Here is a 22,054-nt window from a genome sequence, read left to right as displayed (position 1 = left end):
ACCTTGGCTCGACTCGCCTTCTGCGCAACGTGTCATGAGAATGTTTGCAGAGGCCGGTGAGCAGGCATATTTTGTCGGTGGCTGCGTACGCAACAGCCTGTTGGGGGTTGCTGTCAGCGACCTCGATGTGTCCACATCCGCCCCTCCAGAAGAGACTGTCCGCCTCGCTGAAGCGGTGGGACTGCAGGCCGTGCCAACAGGGATCGAGCATGGGACGATCACTGTTGTTGTCGACGGTGAACCGTTTGAGATTACGACCTTCCGCAAAGACGTTGATACCGATGGTCGCCGTGCTGTCGTCGCGTTCTCCAAGAATCTCGAAGATGATGCGCATCGCCGTGATTTTACGATGAATGCGCTCTATGCGGCCGCTGACGGGGAGATCATTGATCCTTTGGGTGGCTTGAGGGATCTAGATGCGCGGCGTGTTCGGTTCATTGACGATCCGGCGCAGCGCATTCGCGAGGACTATCTCCGCATTCTCCGTTTTTTCCGGTTTCATGCGTGGTATGGCGACGACGAACAGGGTTTGGATGCCGAGGGCCTCGCAGCCTGTGCGGAAAATCTCGATGGATTGCATGGTTTGTCGCGGGAACGCGTTGGCGCTGAGTTGATCAAGCTTTTGTCTGCGCCCGATCCGAGCGTCGCGCTGGGCGCGATGGATCAGTCGGGTGTTCTTCAGGCTCTTCTGCCGGGGGCGCAAACGAAGGCGTTCTTTGTTTTGAGCTCGGTCGCCAGAAAACCGGACCCGCTCCAACGGCTTGCTGCGCTCGGCGTGTTCGATGTTGGTGATCAACTGCGCCTTTCCAAGGTGCAGACGCGGGCCTATGAGGCGCTTCGGCAATATGCTGAGGGCGAGGCGTCGATTGCTGAGGTCGCTTTCCGCGAAAACGCCGATGTCGCGCGTTCGGTTGCGGAGTTGCGCGCGGCGTTTTTCGAACAACCCCTGGCGCCCGATACAGATAGCGCGATTGAGAACGGAGTAAGTGCGGTTTTCCCGCTCTCAGCGCGCGACCTGATGCCGGAGTATTCCGGCGCGGCCTTGGGTGAGATATTGCGAAAGTTGGAAAAGATTTGGATTGAGAGCGGGTTTACTCTCGGAAAAGAGGCCCTTTTGGATCAAGCGGGGCAGGGTGACTGATGCAAGTTGAGATCAAGCGGCTGGGCCACAAAGGCGACGGGATTTCCGAGGATGGGATCTATGTGCAGGGCGCGCTCCCGGGTGAGACCGTTGAAGGCACGCGGGACGGAGATCGCCTCCAAGACGTGAAAATCGTCAGTCCGTCGGCGGATCGTGTGAAACCACCGTGCCGTCATGCAAAAGCCTGCGGTGGCTGTGCGCTCCAGCACGCGTCCGATGATTTTGTTGCGCAGTGGAAGACGGAGTTTGTCGCTAAGGCGCTTGAACACCACGGCATCGGTGCGCCGATGGAGCCGATCTCCACCTCGCCAACTCAGAGCCGCCGTCGCGCGGTTCTTCACGGTCGGCGGACGAAAAAAGGCGTTCTTTTGGGACTTCACGCGCGGGCGGCGGATACGCTTGTTTCCATTCCAGAGTGTCAGCTGATGGTGCCCGAAATCGTCGCTGCCCTGCCGCAACTTGAACGCCTTGTTGAACTCGGCGGATCGCGCCGCGGAGAGATGGATATCGCGGTCATTTCGACGGAACTCGGGCTCGATGTGGCGGTCACGAACGGCAAAGAGCTTGATCTCGACCTTCAGTTCAAACTCGGCGCATTTATGCAGGAATCGGGTCTAATTCGACTGTCTTGGAACAGCGAAAGTGTTGCGCAGATCACGTCTCCTTACCTGAGGTTTGGCCACGCAAAAGTGGTTCCGACGCCGGGCTCATTTCTTCAGGCAACGGAGGCAGGAGAGCGCTTTCTCGTGGATATGATGAAGCGCGCGGTCGAGGGATCGGGACGTGTGATCGACCTGTTCTCAGGCTGTGGAACCTTCTCTCTTCCGATTGCCGAGTTTGCGGAGGTTCATGCCGTCGAAAGCGTGACAGAGATGCTCGACGCACTCGAAAAGGGCTGGCGCCTGTCCGAGGGGCTCAAGAAGGTCACGGTTGAGACACGCGATCTCTATCGCCAACCGATCCGCGTCGATGAGCTGAACCGCTATGACGCGGCGATCATTGACCCGCCGAGACCCGGCGCGCTTGCTCAATGTGAGGAAATCGCAAAAAGCGATCTCAAGACCGTCGGATTCGTGTCCTGCAATCCAATTACGTTCGCGCGTGATGCAAAGGTATTGTTGGACGCCGGATTTTTACTCGAATGGGTTGTGCCAGTAGATCAGTTCCGCTGGTCCACGCATGTCGAGATTGCTGCCTGCTTCAAAAGGTGATGTGAAATCCTTGGCGGACACACCGGTTTCGGTGTATGACACCGAAAAAACATGGCATGCGGGCAGTGATCATGCAGAGACGTAAATTCATGCTGATGTCGGTTGCGACATTGGCGGCAGGCAGCGGTGCGAGCGCACTTGAACTTGAGCCTTACACGGGTCCAGAGATTACCCGCGTCGTGATCTACAAAGAGCGGCGTCGGATGTATCTCGTCAGCGGTGCGGATGTGGTTGAGGAATTCAAGATTGGTCTTGGTGGGAACCCTGACGGGCCGAAGCAATTCGAAGGTGACGGAAAGACGCCCGAGGGCAGCTATTTCATCGACCGCCGCAATCCGAATTCGGCCTACCACCTGTCATTGGGCATTTCTTATCCGAACGAAGCAGATGTTGCCTTTGCGGAGGCGCAGGGCCGTCGGCCCGGTGGCGATATCTTCATTCATGGGCGCGCAGGAGAGAATCGTGGCAAAGGCCGCGATTGGACCGCTGGGTGCATTGCTGTGAAAGATCGCCACATCGAGAAAATCTACATGATGGTGCAGAACGGCACTCAGGTAGATATTTTCCCTTAAATCTTAGCTCGAAGCGAGCTCTGTCCGAGCGCCGATGAGGAGTGTCCACCAGAGCTTTCCTGTCGGCTCCTGAAACCATGCAAACCCGATATCGGTCGCGCGCGGGTCTAGGATGATGTCGCGCGTGTCAGCTTGCGCCATCCACGCCGACAAGGTTTCGAGCTCCGTCTCATAGGTCTCGGAGATATTTTCACCGTGCATCATGCCCGAGTAACCGGAGCGGGCGACGCGGTCGAGCGGCGAAGAGCCGTCAGATCCGAAGTGCCATGGGCGGTTTTGAACATGCATGTCGCGGGAATGCGTTGCCGCCGCAGCGTTCAGATTCGCGTTCAGTTCCACGGCGGGGGCGCCTGAGACAGCACGCAAAGCGTTGATCGAGTCGAGCATGCCATATTGGATCTTTGCCTCATCGCGCGCCGTGATGCGGTAGACCTTCGGAAGCGGTTTTCCGTCCGCACCATACTGTTGAGCGGGCGTGGCGCACGCGGTCAGGCCGATTGCGGCGATTAAGGCAAAGACAAAAGTCCGGATCATTGCGGGCACTCCCTGAAGTTGCGAAATGAACTAGCTTCTTTAGTCAGCAGGATCAAATCCTGTTCGCAGCTTTTTGCCTTTGGCGATAGTTTGATTTGCGACTGAGGTAAGCGCGCCATATATATATTTGATCGAACACTGAATTTAGGAACGGGCCAAGCTCATGTCTGACAACGCGTTTTCGAAACTTTCACGGAGAGGGTTTCTCGCCTGTTCTGCTGCCGCGCTTTCTCAACCTGCGTTGGCGCAGACTGCGGATACAACGGAAATCGAGCAAGACATCACAACGGTGTCGCGCCGAAATATCTCGAGTTTCCGTTCGCTGGCTTGGCAGCCGTACTTCAGCAGCCTGAAAAATGGAGCGATTCTCGTCGATACGACGTCTCGCGCGCTTCACTACTGGAGCGAGGATGAGTCGATCTACAAACTTTATCCGACCTCCGTGCCGCTGACCGAAGATCTCACGCGTCTCGGCCGGACATCGATCATCCGTAAAGTGGAGGGGCCGAGCTGGGCTCCGACGCCTGCGATGAAGATTCGAAATCCAGAGTGGCCGGATTTTGTTGGTCCTGGGCCAGATAATCCGCTCGGAACCCACGCATTGTATCTGTCTTGGCAATATTACCGGATTCACGGGACACACGACACGCGCAAGATCGGGCGTCGATCCTCAAACGGCTGCATTGGCCTTTATAATGAACACATTGCGGAGCTTTTCAGTCTGGCAAAAGTCGGCACTCAAGTGTTGCTAATTTGACGACACAGATGCCCAAAACGCTGAATTCTCTACAAGAGATTTGATTTTTGGATATAATGTCTCATATGAATCTCATGTGAAGCAAACCTGCCCTCATTCTGGGGTCTTAGGAGGATTACCAATGAAAAAACTCGCTGCTGCTACCGTTTTCGCTCTCGCTGGCACCGCTGCATTCGCAGGCGGCTACTCTGAGCCGGTTATGGAAGCTCCGGTTGTGATCGAAGAAACTTCTTCTTCTTCCACCGGTTACGTTGTGCCGCTTCTCATCCTGGCACTCGTCGCTGCTGCTGTTGCTGCTGACTAATAGTCACTCACAGTTTAGAATTTGAAAGGGCGGCTCTTTTGAGCCGCCCTTTTCATTTGTTCAGATATTTGGATGTCAGGCGGGTTAAACCCAGCCTGACAGGTTCTTGCGGATCTGACCGACGAGCGCGTCGATGTGGAGCGGATCGGCGTTGAGGCACGGAATGTAGAGAAATTCTTCTCCGCCCGCGTGCTCAAAGCTCTCTTTAATCTCCTCATTGATCTCCTCGAGCGTCTCGATGCAATCGGCAGAAAATGCCGGCGCGCAAACTGCGATGCTTTTGTTCCCTGATTCGGCCTGACGGGCGACTTCCTCAACGGTGTATGGCTGTAGCCACTCTTCCGGCCCGAACTTGGATTGGAAGGTCGTCATGATCTGCGTGTCATCCCATCCGAGGCGTTCTTTTAGGAGGCGCGTCGTTTTCCGACATTGGCAATGATACGGATCGCCACCTTCTTTGAGGTAGCGTTCCGGCAGACCGTGGTAGGAACAGATGAGGATGTCCGGTTTACGCTCTGCCGACGCATAGGCGCGTTCAACAGAGTCCGCCAAAGCCTCAATGTAGGCGGGTTCATCGAAATAGGGGGGCACCGTGCGGGCCGCCGGCTGCCAGTTCTCTGCCATCAAGGCGCGAAAGAATTCGTCATTCGCGGTCGCAGTCGTCGCGCCCGCGTATTGCGGGTAGAGCGGGAAGAACAGGATTTTTGTGCAGCCTGCGGCGACAAGCTTTTCGACTTTCGATTTCGTCGACGGGTTCCCGTAACGCATACAGAAATCCACCATGACGGAGTCGCCGTATTCCGCCGCCAACGCGGTTTTGATCGCTGCGACCTGATCCTTGGTAATGGTCATAAGCGGGCTTTCATCCGCCTCGTTGTTCCAGATCGACCGATAGGCCGCGCCCGATTTGAACGGGCGGATCGACAGAACAATGCCCTGTAGGATCGGCTGCCATTTCCACGACGGATAGTCGATCACGCGTTTGTCGGATAGGAACTCATTCAGATACCGGCGCATCGAGCGGTAGTCGGTGTTATCGGGTGTTCCGAGGTTCGCGAGCAAAACCCCGACTTTCTCCTTCGGGATCTTTGGGTGATCCTTTTGTGCGTGCATCGGACAGACAGCGTCCGGAGCATCGAAGTTGAGCCGCGAGGGTTTCATAAGTCCCATAATTTCATCCCGATTTTTGTTTGTTTTAGGCTTAGGGTTGTTACGTGCGAGGTCAAGTAACGGATCAGCTTTCAGGTAGCTTGATTTCCTCGGTGCCCAGTGCTTCGGACAGTCGCATTTTTGCGGAGCCGGGCATCAGCGGTTTGGGCTGGCTTTCGTCCGGCGCCCAGCCGGTGAGGACCACGAGATCAAACGTCGCCTTGAGGCGATCGCCATCGCTGAAATGTGTACGATAGAGATGTTCTGTCAGCGCGTAGAGCGATTTGCTCGCGGGAGATTTGTTCCGCTGGCTCAGCGCGTTGTTCTCTCCCATTGCGCGCAGGTCGCCGATCAGGCGTCCGAGATCACGATAGGTCACATTGCGCACCGATTTGTCCGCGACCGGAAGCGCAAATGAAGCACGTTGCAAGAGGGCGCCGAGGTCCCGCAGTTCACCCAAGGGGAGGACGCGCGGTGATAGGCCGCCTGTCAGGGTGCTTTCCGCCTGTGCAATGCTCGCCCGCAGTTCGTGGAGCGTTTGGTCCCCGAAAAAGACCGCAAGCATGAGACCGTCCGGCTTCAGCGCGCGATTGCATTGGATGAGTTGCCCGACCGGATCGTTTGCCCAATGGAGGCTCATCGCGTGGATAATCAGGTCATGCGCCTGTTCTTCGAGGTCGAGAAAGTCGTCGTCGGAAACGACTTTGGCGTCCGGAAACCAGCTTTTCCAAAGATCGGGAAATCCTGTGACAATTGCGGGGGAGGTAAACGATTTATTTACCAACTCTAGCCGATCCTCGATCTCGAACCGCGCCTCTTCATGCAGGAAGAAGTCACCCCCGCTGCGCAGAGCGCGTTGACGGTTTCGGGTGAGTTGGTCCCGATCAACCAGTTGGGGCGTGTTCGGCATAGAAATAATCCTGAGTTTCGGCCGGAACGGTCCGGTTCGGCGCAATGTAGGAAGTCACACGGGAAATGCAAAGGCTGGCTCGGCTGATCTACCCCACACAATGCCTGACCTGCGACGAAATGATCGAGGAGCGGCGTGGCCTGTGCCCGACTTGTTGGGCGCACACCGGCTTTATCATTGATCCACCGTGTGAGGCCTGCGGTCGGCCTTTGATCGGGGAGGTCGAGACAGGCGATCTGTGTGATGATTGCCGGACCACGCCGCGTGCTTGGTCACGGGGGCGGTCTGCTCTGCTCTATGAGGGCAACGGACGTACACTGATCTTGCGGCTGAAGCATGGTGATCGGACAGATCTCGCGCATACGGCGGGGCAATGGATTGCAAAGGCGGCGGAGCCACTCTTTGTCCCGGATATGGTTGTCGCGCCGGTTCCGCTCCATTGGGTCCGGTTGATCCGCCGCCGCTATAATCAGGCTGCGCTTTTGGCGGCGCGTGTCTCAAAACTTTCGGGGCTAACCTACGCGCCTGATCTCCTCGTGCGGCCGAGCGCAACCCAGAGCCTCGATGGCATGAATGCGGAGCAGCGGCGGGATACGGTCGCGGGGTCGATACAGGCTCACAAAAAGCGGGCGCATATGATTGCAGGCCGGCGCGTCCTCCTGATCGACGATGTGATGACGACGGGGGCAACGCTTGAACAATGTGCGATTGCCTGTCAGGAGGCAGGCGCATCAGGAGTTGATGTCGCGACCCTAGCACGCGTGGACAGTCAGCACTAAATCCGTATAGTCCCCCCAAGTTCTAAGGATTAAACATGCAACCCGTCACTCTCTATACAACTCCGATCTGTCCGTATTGCATCGCGGCAAAGCGACTGCTGGACAGCAAGGGCATCTCCTACACTGATATTGATGTCATGGCCGATCCGTCGAAGCGTCAGGAAATGATGCAGCGCGCTGGCCGTCACACTGTTCCGCAGATTTGGGTTGGTGAAACCCATGTCGGTGGCTGCGATGAACTGCACGCACTTGAGCGGGCTGGCAAATTGGACCCCCTTCTGGCAGACGCATGACCCGAATTGGCCTGATCACACTCAATTCTAGCGATGATCCGATCGCAAACCTGCCGATTACGGAAGCCTATGTAAATGAGGCAGCGGACGGCGGGGCGGAGCTCGTGATGACGCCCGAGGTGACGAATTGTGTGTCCTCTTCGCGGACGCATCAGGAAGAAGTTCTGTTCCATGAGGAGGATGATCCGACGCTTGCATCATTGCGGAATATTGCAAAATTGCGCCGGATTTGGGTCTATATCGGGTCTATTGGGCTGAAGACAAATGATCCGGATGGCCGTTTTGCCAACCGTGCATTTCTCATTTCTCCGGATGGGGAGATCGCCGCGCGCTATGATAAAATCCACATGTTCGATGTGGACGTGAGCGAGACAGAGAAATACCGCGAGTCCGATGGATATCGTCCGGGAGAGAGAGCGGTCGTGGCACAGACGCCCTTCGGTAAGGTCGGCATGACGATCTGTTATGACCTACGCTTTCCGCGGCTGCACCGTGCGCTTGCGCAGGCGGGTGCGGAAATCCTAGCGGGTCCTGCGGCCTTCACCAAAGTGACGGGTGAAGCCCATTGGCACAGCCTTCTGCGGGCGCGGGCCATTGAGACGGGGTGTTTCGTCCTTGCCGCTGCGCAAACGGGGCATCATGTCGAAAAAATTGACGTGAACCGCCGGACCTATGGCCATTCGCTTGCAATCTCGCCGTGGGGTGAGGTGTTGTTCGATGGCGGTGACGAGCCGGGCGTTGGGCTCGTCGATATCGACCTGTCTGATGTGGCAAAAGCGCGCAAACGCATTCCATCCCTCACGCATGATCGCGACTTCGAGGTGGTGACATGAGCGAGAACTCGAACACCGACTCGCTCTCCGTCGCGCTTTTTTCCGAAATTTTTATGGCGGACCAGTTGGCACGGAACCGTCTGACGAAGGCGATGCCAAAAGGCATGGAGATCAGCCACTTTTCTGTGTTGAACCATTTGGCGCGGTCTGGAGATGAAAAATCGCCGGCCCAGCTGGCCCGTGCGTTTCACGTGACACGCGGTGCGATGACCAACACGCTCAACAAGCTCGAATGGGCGGGCTATATCCACATCCGTCCAGACTGGGACGACGCGCGTCGGAAATTCGTCGCGATCTCTCCCGCCGGCCGCGCGGCACGGGATGCGGCGCTCGCCGCGATTGCGCCGATCCTCTCGGACATCGTTGAGGCCATCGGGACGGACAAAGTGAAGAGCGCACTCCCCGTACTGCGGGAAATGCGCATTCGACTCGAAGAGAAAAACTAGGCTCTATTCAGGCTTGATAGACGCGGTCACGTAGTTGACCGACAGATCGCGCGCGGAAATCGACCATTTCCAAAGCACCGGATTGAACACGAAGCCTTTACGATCCACAGGCTCAAGCCCTGCCTGAGAGATCAGTTCAAACAATTCGTCTGGTGTAATGAACTTGTTCCATTCGTGGGTGCCACGGGGGAGCCAGCGCATAACGACTTCCGCGCCGAAAATGGCGACCGCATAGCTCTTCGGATTGCGGTTGATTGTGGAGGCAATCATGAGCCCGCCGGGTTTCAGAAGTTGCTGGCACGCGGTCAGATAGGCGAGGGGATCGGCGACGTGTTCGACGACTTCCATATTCAGCACGACGTCAAACTGTTCACCTGCTGCCGCCATGTCTTCGGCGGTCGTGTGGCGGTAGTCGATGTCTAGGCCAGATTGTTCCGCATGGAGACGTGCGACGGGGAGGTTCCGTTCGGCAGCGTCCGCCCCGACCACAGTTGCACCAAGGCGCGCCATCGGTTCGGACAAAAGTCCGCCACCGCACCCGATATCGAGCAGGCGTAGACCTTCGAATGGACGATCAGAAGTCAAATCCCGTCCGAACTCTGCAGCAATCTGTGATGTGATATAGTCGAGACGCACAGGATTCATCATGTGCAACGGCTTGAATTTACCGGTCGGATCCCACCATTCTGCGGCCATCGCTTCGAATTTTGCGACCTCCTGCGGGTCAATGGTGGTTTGCATGATCTGCTCCTTCATGTTCAAGTCTGTTGGTCACGCCAATCTGAGTATTCGCTCTATATAGGAAGTTTATGGACAAGGTCTCGGACCAAAAGAGCGCATATAGCTATCTCTATCCCCAAATTGCGGTCTTTGACCACCGCATGCTTGATGTGGGCGATGGGCACACGCTTTATGTGGAACAAAGCGGAAATCCCGACGGGATTCCCGTCGTAGTGTTTCACGGCGGTCCGGGGGGTGGATCGAGCCCCTATATGCGGCGGTATTTCAATCCAGAGGTCTATCGGATCATCCTGTTTGACCAGCGCGGATGCGGAAAATCTCGGCCTTTCTCGTCCGTTGAGGCGAATACAACATGGCATCTGGTTTCAGACATTGAGAAAATCAGAGAAGAACTCGAGATTGACCGGTGGATGGTTTTTGGCGGGAGTTGGGGTGCTACGCTCGGCCTCGCGTATACGCAGGCGCACCCTGATCGCGTGATGCATCTCGTGCTGCGCGGTGTATTCCTCGCACAGCAATATGAACTTGATTGGTTCTATGGCGGCGGCGCTGGGCAGTTCTGGCCGGAACTCTGGGCAGAGTTTGTCGAGGCAATCCCGACATCGGAGCGGGACGACCTGATTGTGGCCTATCACAAAAGATTGTTCAGCGGTGACTACCGCGAAGAGAGCGTTTTCGGGCGGATTTGGTCGCGCTGGGAAAATGCTTTGGCCTCACATGCCTCCAATGGTGTGACCGGAGAGCCGAGTCCGGATTATGCGCGGACCTTTGCGCGGATTGAGAATCACTACTTCACCAACAAGGCCTTCCTGGAGTTCGATGGTCAGCTTCTCAGCCGTCTTGATCAGATGCAGGATGTGCCGGGAACCATCGTGCAGGGGCGGTTTGATATGATCTGCCCGCCGCTCACGGCGCATAAGCTCCACAAAGCATGGCCGAAATCGCGGCTTTTGATGGTCGGGCAGGCGGGTCATGCGCTCTCCGAGCCGGGGATCACGCAGGCGCTCGTGATGACAATGGACCGGATCGCGCCCTGAGGGTTGGGGAGGCCCATCTATGATAGGGCTTGCAGAATAGGGTTCTGAGGCGTATATGCCTCTCCAACAGCGGCGCTGTCGGGAGTTCCCGAGGCTCCACCGGAAAATTCGACGGGCCGCGCGCCCGTTTTTTTGTGCCCTCATTTCAGGGGGCCTCAACAGATCCGAAAGGCAGCCCGGTAATGTCCGATTTGATTGCCAAGACTGCGATCGACCGTCGTATGGCCGAAATCGTTGGCCCCATCATCGAAGGGATGGGGTTCGAACTCGTGCGCGTGCGTCTGATGTCCTCGACGAAATCGAAGACGCTTCAGATCATGGCAGAACGCCCTGATGGTGGTATCGAAGTCGACGAATGTGCCGAGATTTCTACGGCCGTTTCTGCTATTCTCGACGTCGAAGACCCGATCGAAGATGAATACACGCTGGAAGTGTCCAGCCCCGGTATCGACCGCCCTCTGACGCGTCTCAAAGACTTTGAAACCTTTGAGGGCCATGAGGCAAAGATCGAAACCACCGAAATGATCGACGGTCAGCGTCGCTTCAAAGGTCAGCTTGCCGGTGTGGAGGGCGACGAAGTCCTCATCACCATCGAAAGCGGCGGTGAAGACGTGACCATCGGTCTGAACTTTGATTGGTTGTCGGACGCCAAACTCGTGCTGACCGACGACCTGATCCGCGAAATGCTGCGCCAACGCAAAGCCGAAGGCGCAATTGACGAGAAACAATTTGACGAAATCCAGACCGACGACGGGTCTTCAGAGGATTGAGAGAGGACTGAGTAATGGCAATCACCTCTGCAAACCAGCTTGAGCTGTTGCAAACCGCCGAGGCCGTGGCCCGCGAGAAAATGATCGACCCTGAGCTGGTCGTTGAAGCGATGGAAGAGTCGCTCGCCCGTGCCGCCAAGTCGCGGTATGGCGCCGAGATGGACATCCGCGTCTCCATCGACCGCAAAACCGGTCGCGCGACCTTCACCCGTGTGCGCACCGTGGTCGAGGATGAAGAGCTTGAGAACTATCAGGCTGAGCTGACCGTTGAACAGGCAAAACAGTATCTTGCCGATCCGAAGGTCGGCGACGAGATCAAGGACGAGGTTCCGCCAGTGGAACTCGGCCGTATTGCTGCGCAGTCCGCAAAACAGGTGATCCTGCAGAAAGTGCGCGAAGCCGAGCGTGATCGCCAGTTCGACGAATTCAAAGACCGCGTTGGCACCATCATCAACGGTGTTGTGAAGCGCGAAGAGTACGGCAACGTAATCGTCGATATCGGTCGTGGTGAAGGCATCCTGCGCCGCAACGAGAAAATCGGCCGCGAAGCCTATCGCCCGAACGACCGTATCCGCTGCTACATCAAAGACGTGCGCCGCGAAGCCCGCGGTCCGCAGGTCTTCCTGTCCCGTACCGCTCCGGAATTCATGGCCGAGCTGTTCAAAATGGAAGTGCCGGAAATCTACGACGGTATCATCGAGATCAAAGCCGTGGCCCGCGATCCCGGTTCCCGTGCGAAGATCGCTGTTATCTCTTATGATGGCTCCATCGATCCTGTCGGTGCCTGCGTTGGTATGCGTGGCTCCCGTGTTCAGGCTGTTGTGAACGAGCTTCAGGGCGAGAAAATCGACATCATTCCGTGGAACGATGATCAGCCGACTTTCCTCGTGAACGCTCTGCAACCGGCCGAAGTCACGAAAGTGGTTCTCGACGAAGATGCAGGCAAAATCGAAGTGGTTGTGCCGGACGAGCAGCTGTCGCTCGCCATCGGTCGCCGCGGTCAGAACGTGCGTCTTGCATCCCAGTTGACCAACCTCGACATCGATATCCTGACCGAGGCCGAAGAGTCCGAGCGTCGCCAGAAAGAATTCGCGGCCCGCACGCAACTCTTCATGGATAGCCTCGATCTCGACGAATTCTTCGCACAGCTTCTCGTGTCCGAAGGCTTCACCAACCTCGAAGAAGTCGCTTATGTCGACGTCGATGAGCTTCTGGTGATCGACGGTGTTGATGAGGGCACCGCCGAAGAGCTTCAGGCACGCGCTCGCGACGTCATCGAAGAAGCTCAGCGCAAGGCACTTGAGCACGCCCGTGAACTGGGTGTTGAGGAAGGCCTCATTGACTTTGATGGCCTGACGCCCCAAATGATTGAGGCCCTGGCCGAGGATGGCGTGAAGTCTCTCGAAGATTTCGCAACCTGCGCCGACTGGGAGCTTGCCGGTGGTTGGACCACGGTGAATGGCGAACGGATTAAGGATGAAGGCATCCTCGAAAAGTTCGACATGTCTCTTGAAGAAGCACAGAACCTTGTGATGACGGCACGTATCCAGCTTGGCTGGGTCGATCCGGCTGATCTTGAAGCTGAAGAAGAAGTTGAAATCGAAGAGGAGAGCGAGGACTGAGTCCTCGCCGGAACGCATGAGCCGAGGTGGCATGGTGAAAACGAAAGATGAGGCAGAGCGGCGCTGTATTGTGTCGCGTGAGGCGCAGCCAAAGCGCGGCCTCATCCGTTTCGTCATTGCGCCTGATGGGCTTGTTGTGCCGGATCTGGCGGAAAAACTGCCGGGTCGCGGGATCTGGGTTGCTGCGGATCGTGCAGCTCTCGATGAAGCGGTAAAAAAGAACCTCTTCTCGAAAGCCGCGCGAACCAAAGTGATCGTTCCCGACAATTTTGTGGATCTTATCGAAGCCGGCATGGCGGATCGGGTTGTTCACCTGATTTCTCTTGCCCGGAAGGCCGGACAAGCAGTCTGCGGTTTCGAGAAGGTCAAAAACTGGCTCGCGGACGGGCATGCAAAGATTCTTTTGCAGGCGTCAGACGGGTCGGAACGCGGAAAAGGCAAACTCTGGACACCCGAGGGGGGCCGTTGGTTCGGTCATCTGACGAGTTCTGAATTGGGTTTGGCTTTTGGTCGCGAAAGTGTGATACATGGCGCGCTCGCAGGTGGCGGACTCAGCAAACGTGTTGTAGAGGATGCCAACCGCCTGATGGGCGTGCGCGAGACAATCGGTGGAGAGGGCTCCACCGGGAAGGGTAAGACGACGAAATGAGCGATACAGACGGCAAAAAAACCCTCGGCCTTCGTGGTGGTTCCGGTTCGGTGAAGCAGAGCTTCTCCCACGGTCGTACGAAGAATGTCGTGGTGGAGACCAAACGCAAGCGTGTCGTGGTGCCCAAACCGGGAGCCGCGAAATCGGGTGCGTCTGGGGCCGGCAAGGCAAAGCTTGGTGATCCTTCGAAACGTCCGGCAGGCATTTCCGATGCGGAGATGGAACGCCGGATGAAGGCGCTCGCGGCTGCAAAAGCTGCTGAAGCCGAAGAAGCGAAGAAGCGCGCCGAGGAAGAGAAAGCACGCGAAGAAGAGCGCGAGCGTCGCCGTCGCGAGATCGAAGAGAAGGCACGCGAAGAAGCTGAGCGCGAAGCCGCTCTGAAAGCGAAAGAAGAAGAGGAAGCACGCCAGAAACGTGAGGCCGAAGAGGCCAAAAAACGTGAGGCGGCTGCCAAGAAAAAACCGGCTGCTGCTGCGCAACCGAAGCAGGACGATCCGGCCGCTGCACAAGCCGCCCTGCAAAAACAGCAGGAACGCGGTGGACGTGCCCCGCAGGCGACCCCGCGTGGTCGCGAGCGTGAAGCAGATGATCGCAACAACCGCAACAAAGGCGGTGACAACCGTCGCTCCGGTAAGCTGACTGTGAACCAGGCGCTCACCGGTGGTGAAGGCGGCCGTCAACGCTCCATGGCATCGATGAAGCGCAAGCAAGAGCGCATGCGTCAAAAGGCAATGGGCGGCAACGAGCAGCGCGAAAAGATCGTGCGCGACGTTCAGGTTCCAGAGACGATTGTGGTCTCCGAACTCGCCAACCGTATGGCCGAGCGCGTTGCTGATGTCGTCAAAGCCCTCATGAAAATGGGCATGATGGTCACGCAGAACCAATCGATCGATGCCGATACTGCAGAACTCATCGTCGAGGAATTCGGCCACCGCATTCAGCGCGTGTCTGATGCTGACGTTGAGGACGTGATCCAGCAGGTTGACGACAAAGCCGAAGATCTGAAGCCGCGTCCGCCGGTCATCACGATCATGGGCCACGTTGACCACGGTAAAACATCGCTCCTCGATGCGATCCGTAATGCGAACGTGACCTCCGGCGAAGCTGGCGGCATCACGCAGCACATCGGTGCATATCAGGTGACAACCGAAAGCGGCGCTGTTCTGTCGTTCCTCGATACTCCTGGCCACGCGGCGTTTACGTCGATGCGTGCCCGTGGTGCTCAGGTGACAGATATTGTTGTTCTCGTGGTTGCGGCCGATGACTCTGTCATGCCGCAGACGATCGAAGCAATTAACCACGCCAAAGCGGCCGAAGTTCCGATGATCGTCGCGATCAACAAGTGTGATAAACCGGAAGCTGACGCGATGAAGGTTCGCACCGAGTTGCTCCAGCACGAAGTGATCGTGGAGGAGATGTCCGGTGAGGTTCAGGACGTCGAAGTGTCCGCGAAAACCGGCAAAGGTCTTGATGATTTGCTCGAAGCCATCGCGCTTCAGGCCGAACTTCTCGAACTGAAGGCGAACCCGGATCGTGCCGCTGAAGGTGCTGTGATTGAAGCTCAGCTCGACGTAGGCCGCGGCCCGGTCGCGACTGTTCTGGTTCAGAAAGGTACGCTCAAGCGCGGCGATATCTTCGTTGTGGGTGAGCAGTGGGGTAAAGTCCGCGCGCTCGTCAACGACAAAGGCGATCGCGTCGATGAGGCTGGCCCGTCGGTTCCGGTTGAGGTCCTTGGTCTCAACGGCACGCCGGAAGCTGGTGACGTGCTCAACGTGGTCGACACAGAGGCGCAGGCCCGTGAGATCGCTGAGTATCGTGAGCAGGCTGCGAAAGACAAACGCGCTGCTGCCGGTGCTGCAACGACCCTCGATCAGCTTCTCGCGAAAGCGAAAGCAGACGAGAACGTCGCAGAGCTTCCGATCCTCGTCAAAGCCGACGTGCAGGGTTCTGCCGAGGCAATCATTCAGGCGATGGAAAAAATCGGCAACGACGAAGTCCGCGTGCGTGTGCTCCACTATGGTGTGGGTGCCATTACCGAATCCGACATCGGCCTCGCCGAAGCGTCGGGTGCGCCTGTGATTGGCTTCAACGTTCGTGCAAACGCGCCTGCGCGTAACTCTGCGAACCAGAAAGGCGTCGAAATCCGCTACTACTCCGTGATCTACGACCTCGTGGATGACGTGAAGGCAGCGGCTTCCGGTCTCCTGTCCGCAGAAATCCGCGAGAACTTCATCGGTTACGCCGAAATTCGCGAAGTCTTCAAAGTGTCTGGCGTTGGCAAGGTTGCCGGCTGTCTCGTCACCGAAGGCGTTGCGCGCCGTTCCGCCGGTGTGCGTCTGCTGCGCGACGATGTTGTGATCCACGAAGGCACGCTGAAAACGCTCAAGCGCTTCAAAGATGAAGTAAAAGAAGTCCAGTCCGGTCAGGAATGCGGTATGGCCTTCGAGAACTACGACGATATCCGCCCGGGCGATGTCATCGAGATCTTCGAACGCGAGGAAGTGGAACGGAAGCTCGACTGAGCTTCCTTCCCCTAAGCCAGTATCAAAAAAGGCGAGCCAGATGGCTCGCCTTTTTTGATACTGTGCGTGAATTAGATCAGGCGGCTTTAGACGCTACGATCGGCTTGCCAACGAAGGTCTTGTCGCCAACGCGAACCTGAATGTTTCCGTTAGCCATTTCAGAAACGAACTGGCCCTGAACGGAGATGTACTTCCCGAGAGTGATAGAGCGGATCATTTGTCTTCCCCAAGCATAATGACTTTCGTAATTCATATACCCGAAATTCAGGAAAACTGAATTCACAAATTTTACACATTTCGATCACGGGCGCACAAATGTTGTGCAAATACCCGTATTTTCGCAAATAAAATTTGATCAGACGGCTTTTTGCTTCAGAGAAGGTCCCGCAAAATTGGAATCAAAGGGATATCTGCAGGCGGCATCGGATAGTCGCGAAGCTCATTTGCCCTCGCCCATTTCAGGGTTTGACCTTCCCGCGGCGTTGGAATGCCGGACCACTTGCGGCAGGCAAACAGAGGCATCAGCAGGTGGAAATCATCATAACTGTGCGAAGCAAAGGTCAGAGGCGACAGGCAGGAATCCCAGGTCTCAATCCCGAGTTCCTCATGCAGTTCGCGCACGAGAGCGGCCTCGGGTGTCTCACCGGCTTCAATCTTCCCACCCGGAAACTCCCAGAGCCCGGCCATTGATTTGCCCTCAGGGCGCTGCGCCAAAAGCACGCGCCCTTCCACATCAATCAAGGCGACGGCAGAAACGAGAACGGACTTCACGAGCGATAATCCGCGTTGATGGTGATGTAGCCGTGGGTCAGGTCGCAGGACCAAACCGTTGCGGTTCCGTTATCGAGGCCGAGATCGACACGGATCACGATCTCGTCATTCTTCATGTAGGCGGCACCTGCCTCTTCGGTATAGGTCGGAGACACCCAGCCATTTTCCGCAACCAAAAGATCGCCAAACCAGATGGTGAGACGGTCCCTTTCTGCGCGCTCTCCGGCTTTGCCAACAGCCATGACGACACGGCCCCAGTTCGGGTCCTCGCCGGCAATGGCGGTTTTCACGAGTGGAGAATTGGCGATCGCTTTGGCAACGCGATGCGCAGGGCCATCAGCGTTCGCGCCAGTGACCTGCACTTCGAGGAACTTCGTTGCGCCCTCACCGTCACGGGCCAATTGGATCGCGAGGTCTTTCATCACAGCATGAAGCGCCTCGCGGAACGGGCGGACTCGAGGGTCTGTGAAATCCGTGATCGGGTCCATATTCGCTTTGCCGGTCGCGCCCACGAGAACCGTGTCAGAGGTCGAGGTATCGCTATCCACCGTGACACAGTTGAACGTCTTGGCGTTCTCGAGCCAAAGGCAGTGCTGAAGCACCTCAAGCGAAATGTTCGCGTCGGTGAAGATGTAGCACAGCATGGTCGCCATATCTGGCGCGATCATGCCGGAGCCTTTGGCGATCCCTGCGATTTTGATCTCCGTTCCGTCGAGATCGACCGTCTCCGTCGACCCTTTCGGGAAGGTGTCTGTGGTCATGATCGCCTTCGCGGCGGCCTCAATTCCGTTTTCGTCGAGCGCGTTTTTCAGATCAGCGATCTTCGCGGTGATCCGTTCCCACTTGAGCGGTTCGCCGATGACGCCGGTCGAGGATGTAAAAACGCGGTTTTGGTCGATGCCCAGTTCATCGGCAACCGCCTGTGTGATCTTCGCGACAGCATCAAAGCCATTCTTCCCGGTAAATGCGTTAGAGTTCCCGGAGTTGACAAGAATCGCCGCTTTGCCTTCGCCCGGCAGGCCGATCTTTTCCTGACAATCGATCACCGCTGCGGAGCGCGTAGTTGACCGCGTAAAGACACCCGCCATGGTCGTTCCCTCGGCGAGTTCGACCATCATGACGTCTGTGCGGCCTTTGTATTTTACGCCGGCGGACAGCGCCGAAAACCGGACACCGTCAATGGCGGGCAATTGCGGAAAGCCCGCTTTCGGGGCGAGAGGCGAAACGTGAGTGATTTTGGCCATCTGGGATGTCCCTATAATACCGGATTACCTATTACTGATCCAAAAGTTGATCCATGCGCAATGCTGTTGGATCAACTCCCTCAGTAATAATCACCTCACCTGTTTCCGACAGCTCTGTCAGGGTATCGCGGATCGCCTGATCCTGAACTTCAGCCGCCAGTTCTTCACTCATTTCTGCGAGAGTCGGCTGTTCGGCCATCCGGGTTTCGATCATCTTGATGACGTGCCAGCCGAACTGTGTTTGGACCGGCTCGGAAATGTCGCCCGTTTCCATCGTGACAACTGCTGCCTCGAACGGCTGCACCATCATGCCAACACCGAACCAGCCGAGGTCACCGCCGTTCGGGCCGGACGGGCCGGTGGATTTCTCTTTTGCAAGCTCGGCAAAGTCCGCGCCGCCTTCGAGTTCTGCGATCAATTCGAGCGCTTCTTCTTCGGTTTCAACGAGAATGTGTGCGGCGTGGAATTCCGGCGCGGGCTCGAAGCTTTCCATGCGAGCCTCGTAGGCGGCTTGCAGAGCTTCATCGGTCACAGCCTGTTCCGCGATGCTTTCGAGTTTGTCTCCCGCGATCAGAACGCGTTCTTCATTCTCGAGTTGGAGACGCAGCCGTTCGGAAACGTCTCCGGCGGCTTGTTTGAGCAGCTCCTGTTGGACGATTTGGTTCAGGATGCCTTCGAACAAGCGTGCGTCATCCAGACCCTGATATTCAGGCGGCAGAGCCTGACGCGCAGCGATCACATGACCGAGAGTGATTTCAGCTCCATTGACGGTCGCGACGACGGTGCTCGCGGTCATATCTTCTGCAACTGCGGGGCTAGATGCCAGAAATGACAGGGAAACGAGTACTGCGGCGGCGGAAAAGCGGTATTTCATGGAGAAAATCCTTCCTGTCGGCGCCAATGAGGGGCGCGACGTTGACACTCAAGGTATGGCCCCTTACATCGCTTAGGTCACTGAAGAGGAGCCGTCACGCCCGTTTCTATGGGGTGATTGGCAGCGGGGCAATCCCTCCTCTCACACGATCCTGTCAGGACGCATCGAGCGGAGAAAATATGCTGGGCATTGGTACACTCGCGAAAAAGGTTTTCGGGACTCCAAATGATCGCAAGATCAAAGCAACCCGACCTCTTGTGGCCAAGATTAACGCGTTGGAACCGGAGTTCGAGAAACTCGACGATGCGGGCTTGATCGCCAAAACCGAAGAATTCAAAAAACGTGTCGCGGACGGCGAGAGTTTGGACGACCTTCTGCCGGAGGCCTTCGCGAACTGTCGCGAAGCGGCACGCCGCGCACTCGGTCTGCGTGCGTTCGAAACTCAGCTGATGGGTGGCATCTTCCTCCACCAGGGCAACATCGCAGAGATGAAGACCGGTGAAGGTAAAACGCTCGTCGCGACCTTCCCCTCCTACCTCAATGCCCTGACCGGCAAGGGCGTCCATGTGGTCACGGTCAACGAATACCTCGCGAAACGCGACGCCGAGTGGATGGCAAACGTGTTTGAGGCCCTCGGCATGACCTGTTCCTCGATCTACAGCCAGCAGCCTGAAGACGAGAAACGCGCGGCCTACGCTTGCGACGTGACCTATGCCACGAACAACGAGCTTGGCTTCGACTATCTCCGCGACAACATGAAGTCTGAACTCAAGGACATGGTTCAGCGCGGGCATCATTTCGCGATCGTGGACGAGGTCGACTCGATCCTGATCGATGAGGCGCGGACGCCGCTCATCATTTCTGGCCCGTCCGATGACCGCTCCGAACTTTATCTTACCATCGACAAGCTCATCCCGCTTCTGTCGGAAGAGCACTACGAGATCGATGAAAAGACCCGTCAGGTGACATTCACCGAAGAAGGCAATGAGTACCTCGAACAGGTGCTTCAGCAGAATGGCCTCCTTCAGGAGGGTCAGTCCCTTTACGATCCTGAGAGCACCACCATCGTTCACCACGTGAACCAAGGTTTGCGCGCGCACAAACTGTTCCAGAACGGTGTGCACTACATCGTCCGGAATGGCGAAGCGATGCTGATCGACGAATTCACGGGCCGTATGATGTCCGGTCGCCGTCTTGCAGACGGTCTGCATCAGGCGATTGAGGCCAAAGAAGGTCTCGACATTAAGCCGGAGAACATCACCCACGCGTCGGTGACCTTCCAGAACTATTTCCGCCTCTACGAAAAGCTGTCCGGTATGACCGGTACGGCGGCGACCGAGGCCGAAGAATTCATGGAAATCTACAAACTGGGCGTTGTCGAAGTTCCGACCAACCGTCCGATTCAGCGCCGCGACGAGCACGACCGCGTGTATCGGACAGAGACCGAAAAACTCGCTGCTGTGGTTCAGTCCATTCGCAAAGCGAACGAAAAGGGTCAGCCTGTCCTCGTGGGCACCACGTCCATCGAGAAGTCCGAAGAGCTTTCGCAGCTTCTGACCAAAGAGGGCATCCCGCACAACGTGTTGAACGCCCGTCATCACGAGCAAGAGGCGGAAATTGTCGGGGATGCCGGTAAACTCGGCGCCGTGACCATTGCGACCAACATGGCCGGCCGCGGGACCGACATCAAACTCGGCGGCAATGTCGAGATGAAGGTGATGGAAGCGCTCGCCGCCAATCCGGAGGCCGACCCGAAAGAGGTCCGCGCGAAGGTCGAAGCGGAACATGCCGAAGACGAGAAAAAGGTGCTCGAAGCTGGCGGCCTCTACGTGCTCGCGACCGAGCGTCATGAATCTCGTCGCATCGACAACCAGCTGCGCGGCCGTTCCGGTCGTCAGGGTGATCCGGGTCGCTCCTTGTTCTTCCTCTCACTCGAAGACGATCTCATGCGCATCTTCGGGTCCGAACGCCTCGATGCCATGCTCTCCAAAATGGGCATGAAAGAGGGTGAGGCCATCGTCCACCCGTGGGTCAACAAGTCGCTCGAAAAGGCTCAGGCGAAGGTTGAAGGTCGCAACTTTGACATCCGTAAACAGCTTTTGAAGTTCGACGATGTGATGAACGACCAGCGTAAAGTCGTCTTCTCACAGCGCCGCGACATCATGGAGTCGGAGAACGTGAACGAGATCGTCACCGACATGCGTCACGAGGTAATCGAAGATCTCGTCGCAGAGGCGATCCCGCCGAAATCCTACCCCGATCAGTGGGACATCGATCTGCTTCACAAATCTGTCGCCGAGACGATCAACATGGATCTCCCGATTGCAGAATGGGCAGATGAAGAGGGTGTCGACGATGAAGACATCATCGAACGCATTGCTGATGCCTCCGACAAAATGATGGCGGAGAAGGAAGAGGCCTTCGGCGCCGAGCAGATGCGCCAGATCGAGAAACAGTTCCTGCTCAACACGATCGACACGAAATGGCGTGAACACCTTCTGACGCTCGAACATCTCCGCTCCGTCGTGGGCTTCCGCGGTTACGCGCAGCGGGACCCGCTCAACGAATACAAGAACGAGAGCTTCCAACTGTTCGAGTCGATGCTCGACAGCCTGCGCACCGAAGTGACGCAAAAGCTCGGCCGTGTGCGTCCGATGACTGAGGAAGAGCGAAATGCCATGCTGCAGCAGTTGGTTGAACAGCAAGCCGCTGCAGCCGCCGCGCGTCAGCCGCAGCCCGTTGGCGAGCCGGAAGAAGGGCACCCGAACGCAGTGCCCGGGTTTGACGAAAACGACCCGTCGACATGGGGCAATCCAGGCCGCAATGACCTCTGCCCATGTGGCTCGGGCAACAAGTTCAAACACTGCCACGGCGCTGTCTGATCGCATTGAATAC

General features: G+C 57.0%; 23 protein-coding genes. 15 read left to right on the top strand and 8 right to left on the bottom strand.

Features of this window, described 5'->3' with window-relative positions; all coding sequences use genetic code 11:
• Window positions 1-34 precede the first annotated feature (34 nt).
• From LA304_RS01315 to LA304_RS01305, 3 genes are all read left to right on the top strand, one after another.
• Window positions 35-1,141 carry a CCA tRNA nucleotidyltransferase gene (locus tag LA304_RS01315; protein ID WP_224501309.1) on the top strand — a complete coding sequence of 369 codons (1,107 nt, stop codon included), beginning with the start codon at window positions 35-37 and terminating at the stop codon, window positions 1,139-1,141.
• Complete coding sequence (locus LA304_RS01310) at window positions 1,141-2,352, top strand: class I SAM-dependent RNA methyltransferase (protein ID WP_224501308.1); 1,212 nt, start codon at window positions 1,141-1,143, stop codon at window positions 2,350-2,352. The genes LA304_RS01315 and LA304_RS01310 overlap by 1 nt, the downstream gene beginning before the upstream one ends.
• Window positions 2,353-2,423: 71 nt before the next feature.
• A complete protein-coding gene (locus LA304_RS01305) occupies window positions 2,424-2,924 on the top strand; it encodes a murein L,D-transpeptidase family protein (RefSeq protein WP_396022166.1) in 501 nt (166 codons plus the stop codon).
• A 3-nt stretch (window positions 2,925-2,927) separates the two neighbouring features.
• On the opposite strand, the gene LA304_RS01300 is transcribed toward LA304_RS01305, so the two are convergent.
• Entirely contained in the window at window positions 2,928-3,458 is a 531-nt protein-coding gene (locus tag LA304_RS01300) for a CAP domain-containing protein (protein ID WP_224501307.1), read from the bottom strand.
• A 163-nt stretch (window positions 3,459-3,621) separates the two neighbouring features.
• Between LA304_RS01300 and LA304_RS01295 the strand changes: the two genes are divergently transcribed.
• Together LA304_RS01295 and LA304_RS01290 are read left to right on the top strand one after the other, a co-directional pair.
• Window positions 3,622-4,215, top strand: coding sequence for a L,D-transpeptidase (locus LA304_RS01295; protein WP_224501306.1), 594 nt, complete (start codon window positions 3,622-3,624; stop codon window positions 4,213-4,215).
• A 121-nt stretch (window positions 4,216-4,336) separates the two neighbouring features.
• Complete coding sequence (locus LA304_RS01290; protein ID WP_224501305.1) at window positions 4,337-4,519, top strand: hypothetical protein; 183 nt, start codon at window positions 4,337-4,339, stop codon at window positions 4,517-4,519.
• A gap of 84 nt (window positions 4,520-4,603) precedes the next feature.
• Here the strand turns inward: LA304_RS01290 and hemH are convergent, their stop codons facing one another.
• Window positions 4,604-5,689, bottom strand: coding sequence for a ferrochelatase (gene hemH, locus LA304_RS01285; RefSeq protein ID WP_224501304.1), 1,086 nt, complete (start codon window positions 5,687-5,689; stop codon window positions 4,604-4,606).
• Window positions 5,690-5,753: 64 nt separating this feature from the next.
• The gene (locus tag LA304_RS01280) at window positions 5,754-6,578 is read right to left on the bottom strand and encodes a methyltransferase domain-containing protein (RefSeq protein ID WP_224501303.1); all 825 of its coding nucleotides are present in this window, start codon (window positions 6,576-6,578) and stop codon (window positions 5,754-5,756) included.
• Window positions 6,579-6,643: 65 nt separating this feature from the next.
• On the opposite strand from LA304_RS01280, the gene LA304_RS01275 reads away from it, so the two are divergent.
• Genes LA304_RS01275 through LA304_RS01260 form a run of 4 tightly spaced genes read left to right on the top strand, consistent with a single transcriptional unit; the run spans window position 6,644 to window position 8,929 of the window.
• Window positions 6,644-7,357 (top strand): ComF family protein, encoded by a 714-nt coding sequence (locus LA304_RS01275; protein ID WP_224501302.1) that lies wholly within the window; start codon window positions 6,644-6,646, stop codon window positions 7,355-7,357.
• Window positions 7,358-7,392: 35 nt separating this feature from the next.
• A complete protein-coding gene (gene grxC, locus LA304_RS01270) occupies window positions 7,393-7,650 on the top strand; it encodes a glutaredoxin 3 (protein WP_224501301.1) in 258 nt (85 codons plus the stop codon).
• Window positions 7,647-8,483, top strand: a complete 837-nt coding sequence (locus LA304_RS01265) for a carbon-nitrogen hydrolase family protein (protein WP_224501300.1) — start codon at window positions 7,647-7,649, stop codon at window positions 8,481-8,483. The genes grxC and LA304_RS01265 overlap by 4 nt, the downstream gene beginning before the upstream one ends.
• Window positions 8,480-8,929, top strand: a complete 450-nt coding sequence (locus tag LA304_RS01260; RefSeq protein WP_224501299.1) for a MarR family winged helix-turn-helix transcriptional regulator — start codon at window positions 8,480-8,482, stop codon at window positions 8,927-8,929. Before LA304_RS01265 ends, LA304_RS01260 begins: the two co-directional genes overlap by 4 nt.
• A gap of 3 nt (window positions 8,930-8,932) precedes the next feature.
• Here LA304_RS01260 and ubiG read toward each other — a convergent pair whose 3' ends face one another.
• Window positions 8,933-9,685 (bottom strand): bifunctional 2-polyprenyl-6-hydroxyphenol methylase/3-demethylubiquinol 3-O-methyltransferase UbiG, encoded by a 753-nt coding sequence (ubiG, locus tag LA304_RS01255; protein WP_396022165.1) that lies wholly within the window; start codon window positions 9,683-9,685, stop codon window positions 8,933-8,935.
• A 53-nt stretch (window positions 9,686-9,738) separates the two neighbouring features.
• On the opposite strand from ubiG, the gene pip reads away from it, so the two are divergent.
• The 5 genes from pip (at window position 9,739) to infB (ending at window position 16,270) form a co-directional block, all read left to right on the top strand.
• Window positions 9,739-10,707, top strand: a complete 969-nt coding sequence (gene pip, locus LA304_RS01250) for a prolyl aminopeptidase (protein ID WP_224501297.1) — start codon at window positions 9,739-9,741, stop codon at window positions 10,705-10,707.
• A gap of 182 nt (window positions 10,708-10,889) precedes the next feature.
• On the top strand, window positions 10,890-11,477 hold the full coding sequence (gene rimP, locus LA304_RS01245) for a ribosome maturation factor RimP (RefSeq protein WP_224501296.1): 588 nt from the start codon (window positions 10,890-10,892) through the stop codon (window positions 11,475-11,477).
• Window positions 11,478-11,491: 14 nt separating this feature from the next.
• On the top strand, window positions 11,492-13,099 hold the full coding sequence (gene nusA, locus LA304_RS01240) for a transcription termination factor NusA (protein WP_224501295.1): 1,608 nt from the start codon (window positions 11,492-11,494) through the stop codon (window positions 13,097-13,099).
• A 16-nt stretch (window positions 13,100-13,115) separates the two neighbouring features.
• On the top strand, window positions 13,116-13,748 hold the full coding sequence (locus LA304_RS01235) for an RNA-binding protein (protein ID WP_224501294.1): 633 nt from the start codon (window positions 13,116-13,118) through the stop codon (window positions 13,746-13,748).
• The gene (infB, locus tag LA304_RS01230) at window positions 13,745-16,270 is read left to right on the top strand and encodes a translation initiation factor IF-2 (protein ID WP_224501293.1); all 2,526 of its coding nucleotides are present in this window, start codon (window positions 13,745-13,747) and stop codon (window positions 16,268-16,270) included. The genes LA304_RS01235 and infB overlap by 4 nt, the downstream gene beginning before the upstream one ends.
• A gap of 76 nt (window positions 16,271-16,346) precedes the next feature.
• On the opposite strand, the gene LA304_RS01225 is transcribed toward infB, so the two are convergent.
• The 4 genes from LA304_RS01225 to LA304_RS01210 form a co-directional block, all read right to left on the bottom strand.
• A complete protein-coding gene (locus LA304_RS01225; protein WP_224501292.1) occupies window positions 16,347-16,487 on the bottom strand; it encodes a hypothetical protein in 141 nt (46 codons plus the stop codon).
• Window positions 16,488-16,642: 155 nt separating this feature from the next.
• A complete protein-coding gene (gene mutT / locus LA304_RS01220) occupies window positions 16,643-17,041 on the bottom strand; it encodes an 8-oxo-dGTP diphosphatase MutT (protein ID WP_318010672.1) in 399 nt (132 codons plus the stop codon).
• The gene (argJ, locus tag LA304_RS01215; RefSeq protein WP_224501291.1) at window positions 17,038-18,285 is read right to left on the bottom strand and encodes a bifunctional glutamate N-acetyltransferase/amino-acid acetyltransferase ArgJ; all 1,248 of its coding nucleotides are present in this window, start codon (window positions 18,283-18,285) and stop codon (window positions 17,038-17,040) included. The genes mutT and argJ overlap by 4 nt, the downstream gene beginning before the upstream one ends.
• Before the next feature lie 31 nt (window positions 18,286-18,316).
• Window positions 18,317-19,159 carry a peptidylprolyl isomerase gene (locus LA304_RS01210; protein ID WP_224501290.1) on the bottom strand — a complete coding sequence of 281 codons (843 nt, stop codon included), beginning with the start codon at window positions 19,157-19,159 and terminating at the stop codon, window positions 18,317-18,319.
• 179 nt (window positions 19,160-19,338) lie between these two features.
• On the opposite strand from LA304_RS01210, the gene secA reads away from it, so the two are divergent.
• Window positions 19,339-22,041 (top strand): preprotein translocase subunit SecA, encoded by a 2,703-nt coding sequence (gene secA / locus LA304_RS01205; RefSeq protein ID WP_224501289.1) that lies wholly within the window; start codon window positions 19,339-19,341, stop codon window positions 22,039-22,041.
• The last annotated feature ends 13 nt before the right edge of the window (window positions 22,042-22,054 follow it).

It is taken from the genome of Celeribacter litoreus, assembly GCF_020165855.1.
In the GTDB taxonomy this organism is placed as follows: domain Bacteria; phylum Pseudomonadota; class Alphaproteobacteria; order Rhodobacterales; family Rhodobacteraceae; genus Celeribacter; species Celeribacter litoreus.
The sequence above is the reverse complement of the archived record's forward strand: the minus strand, read 5'-3'. Positions and strand labels throughout refer to the sequence as shown.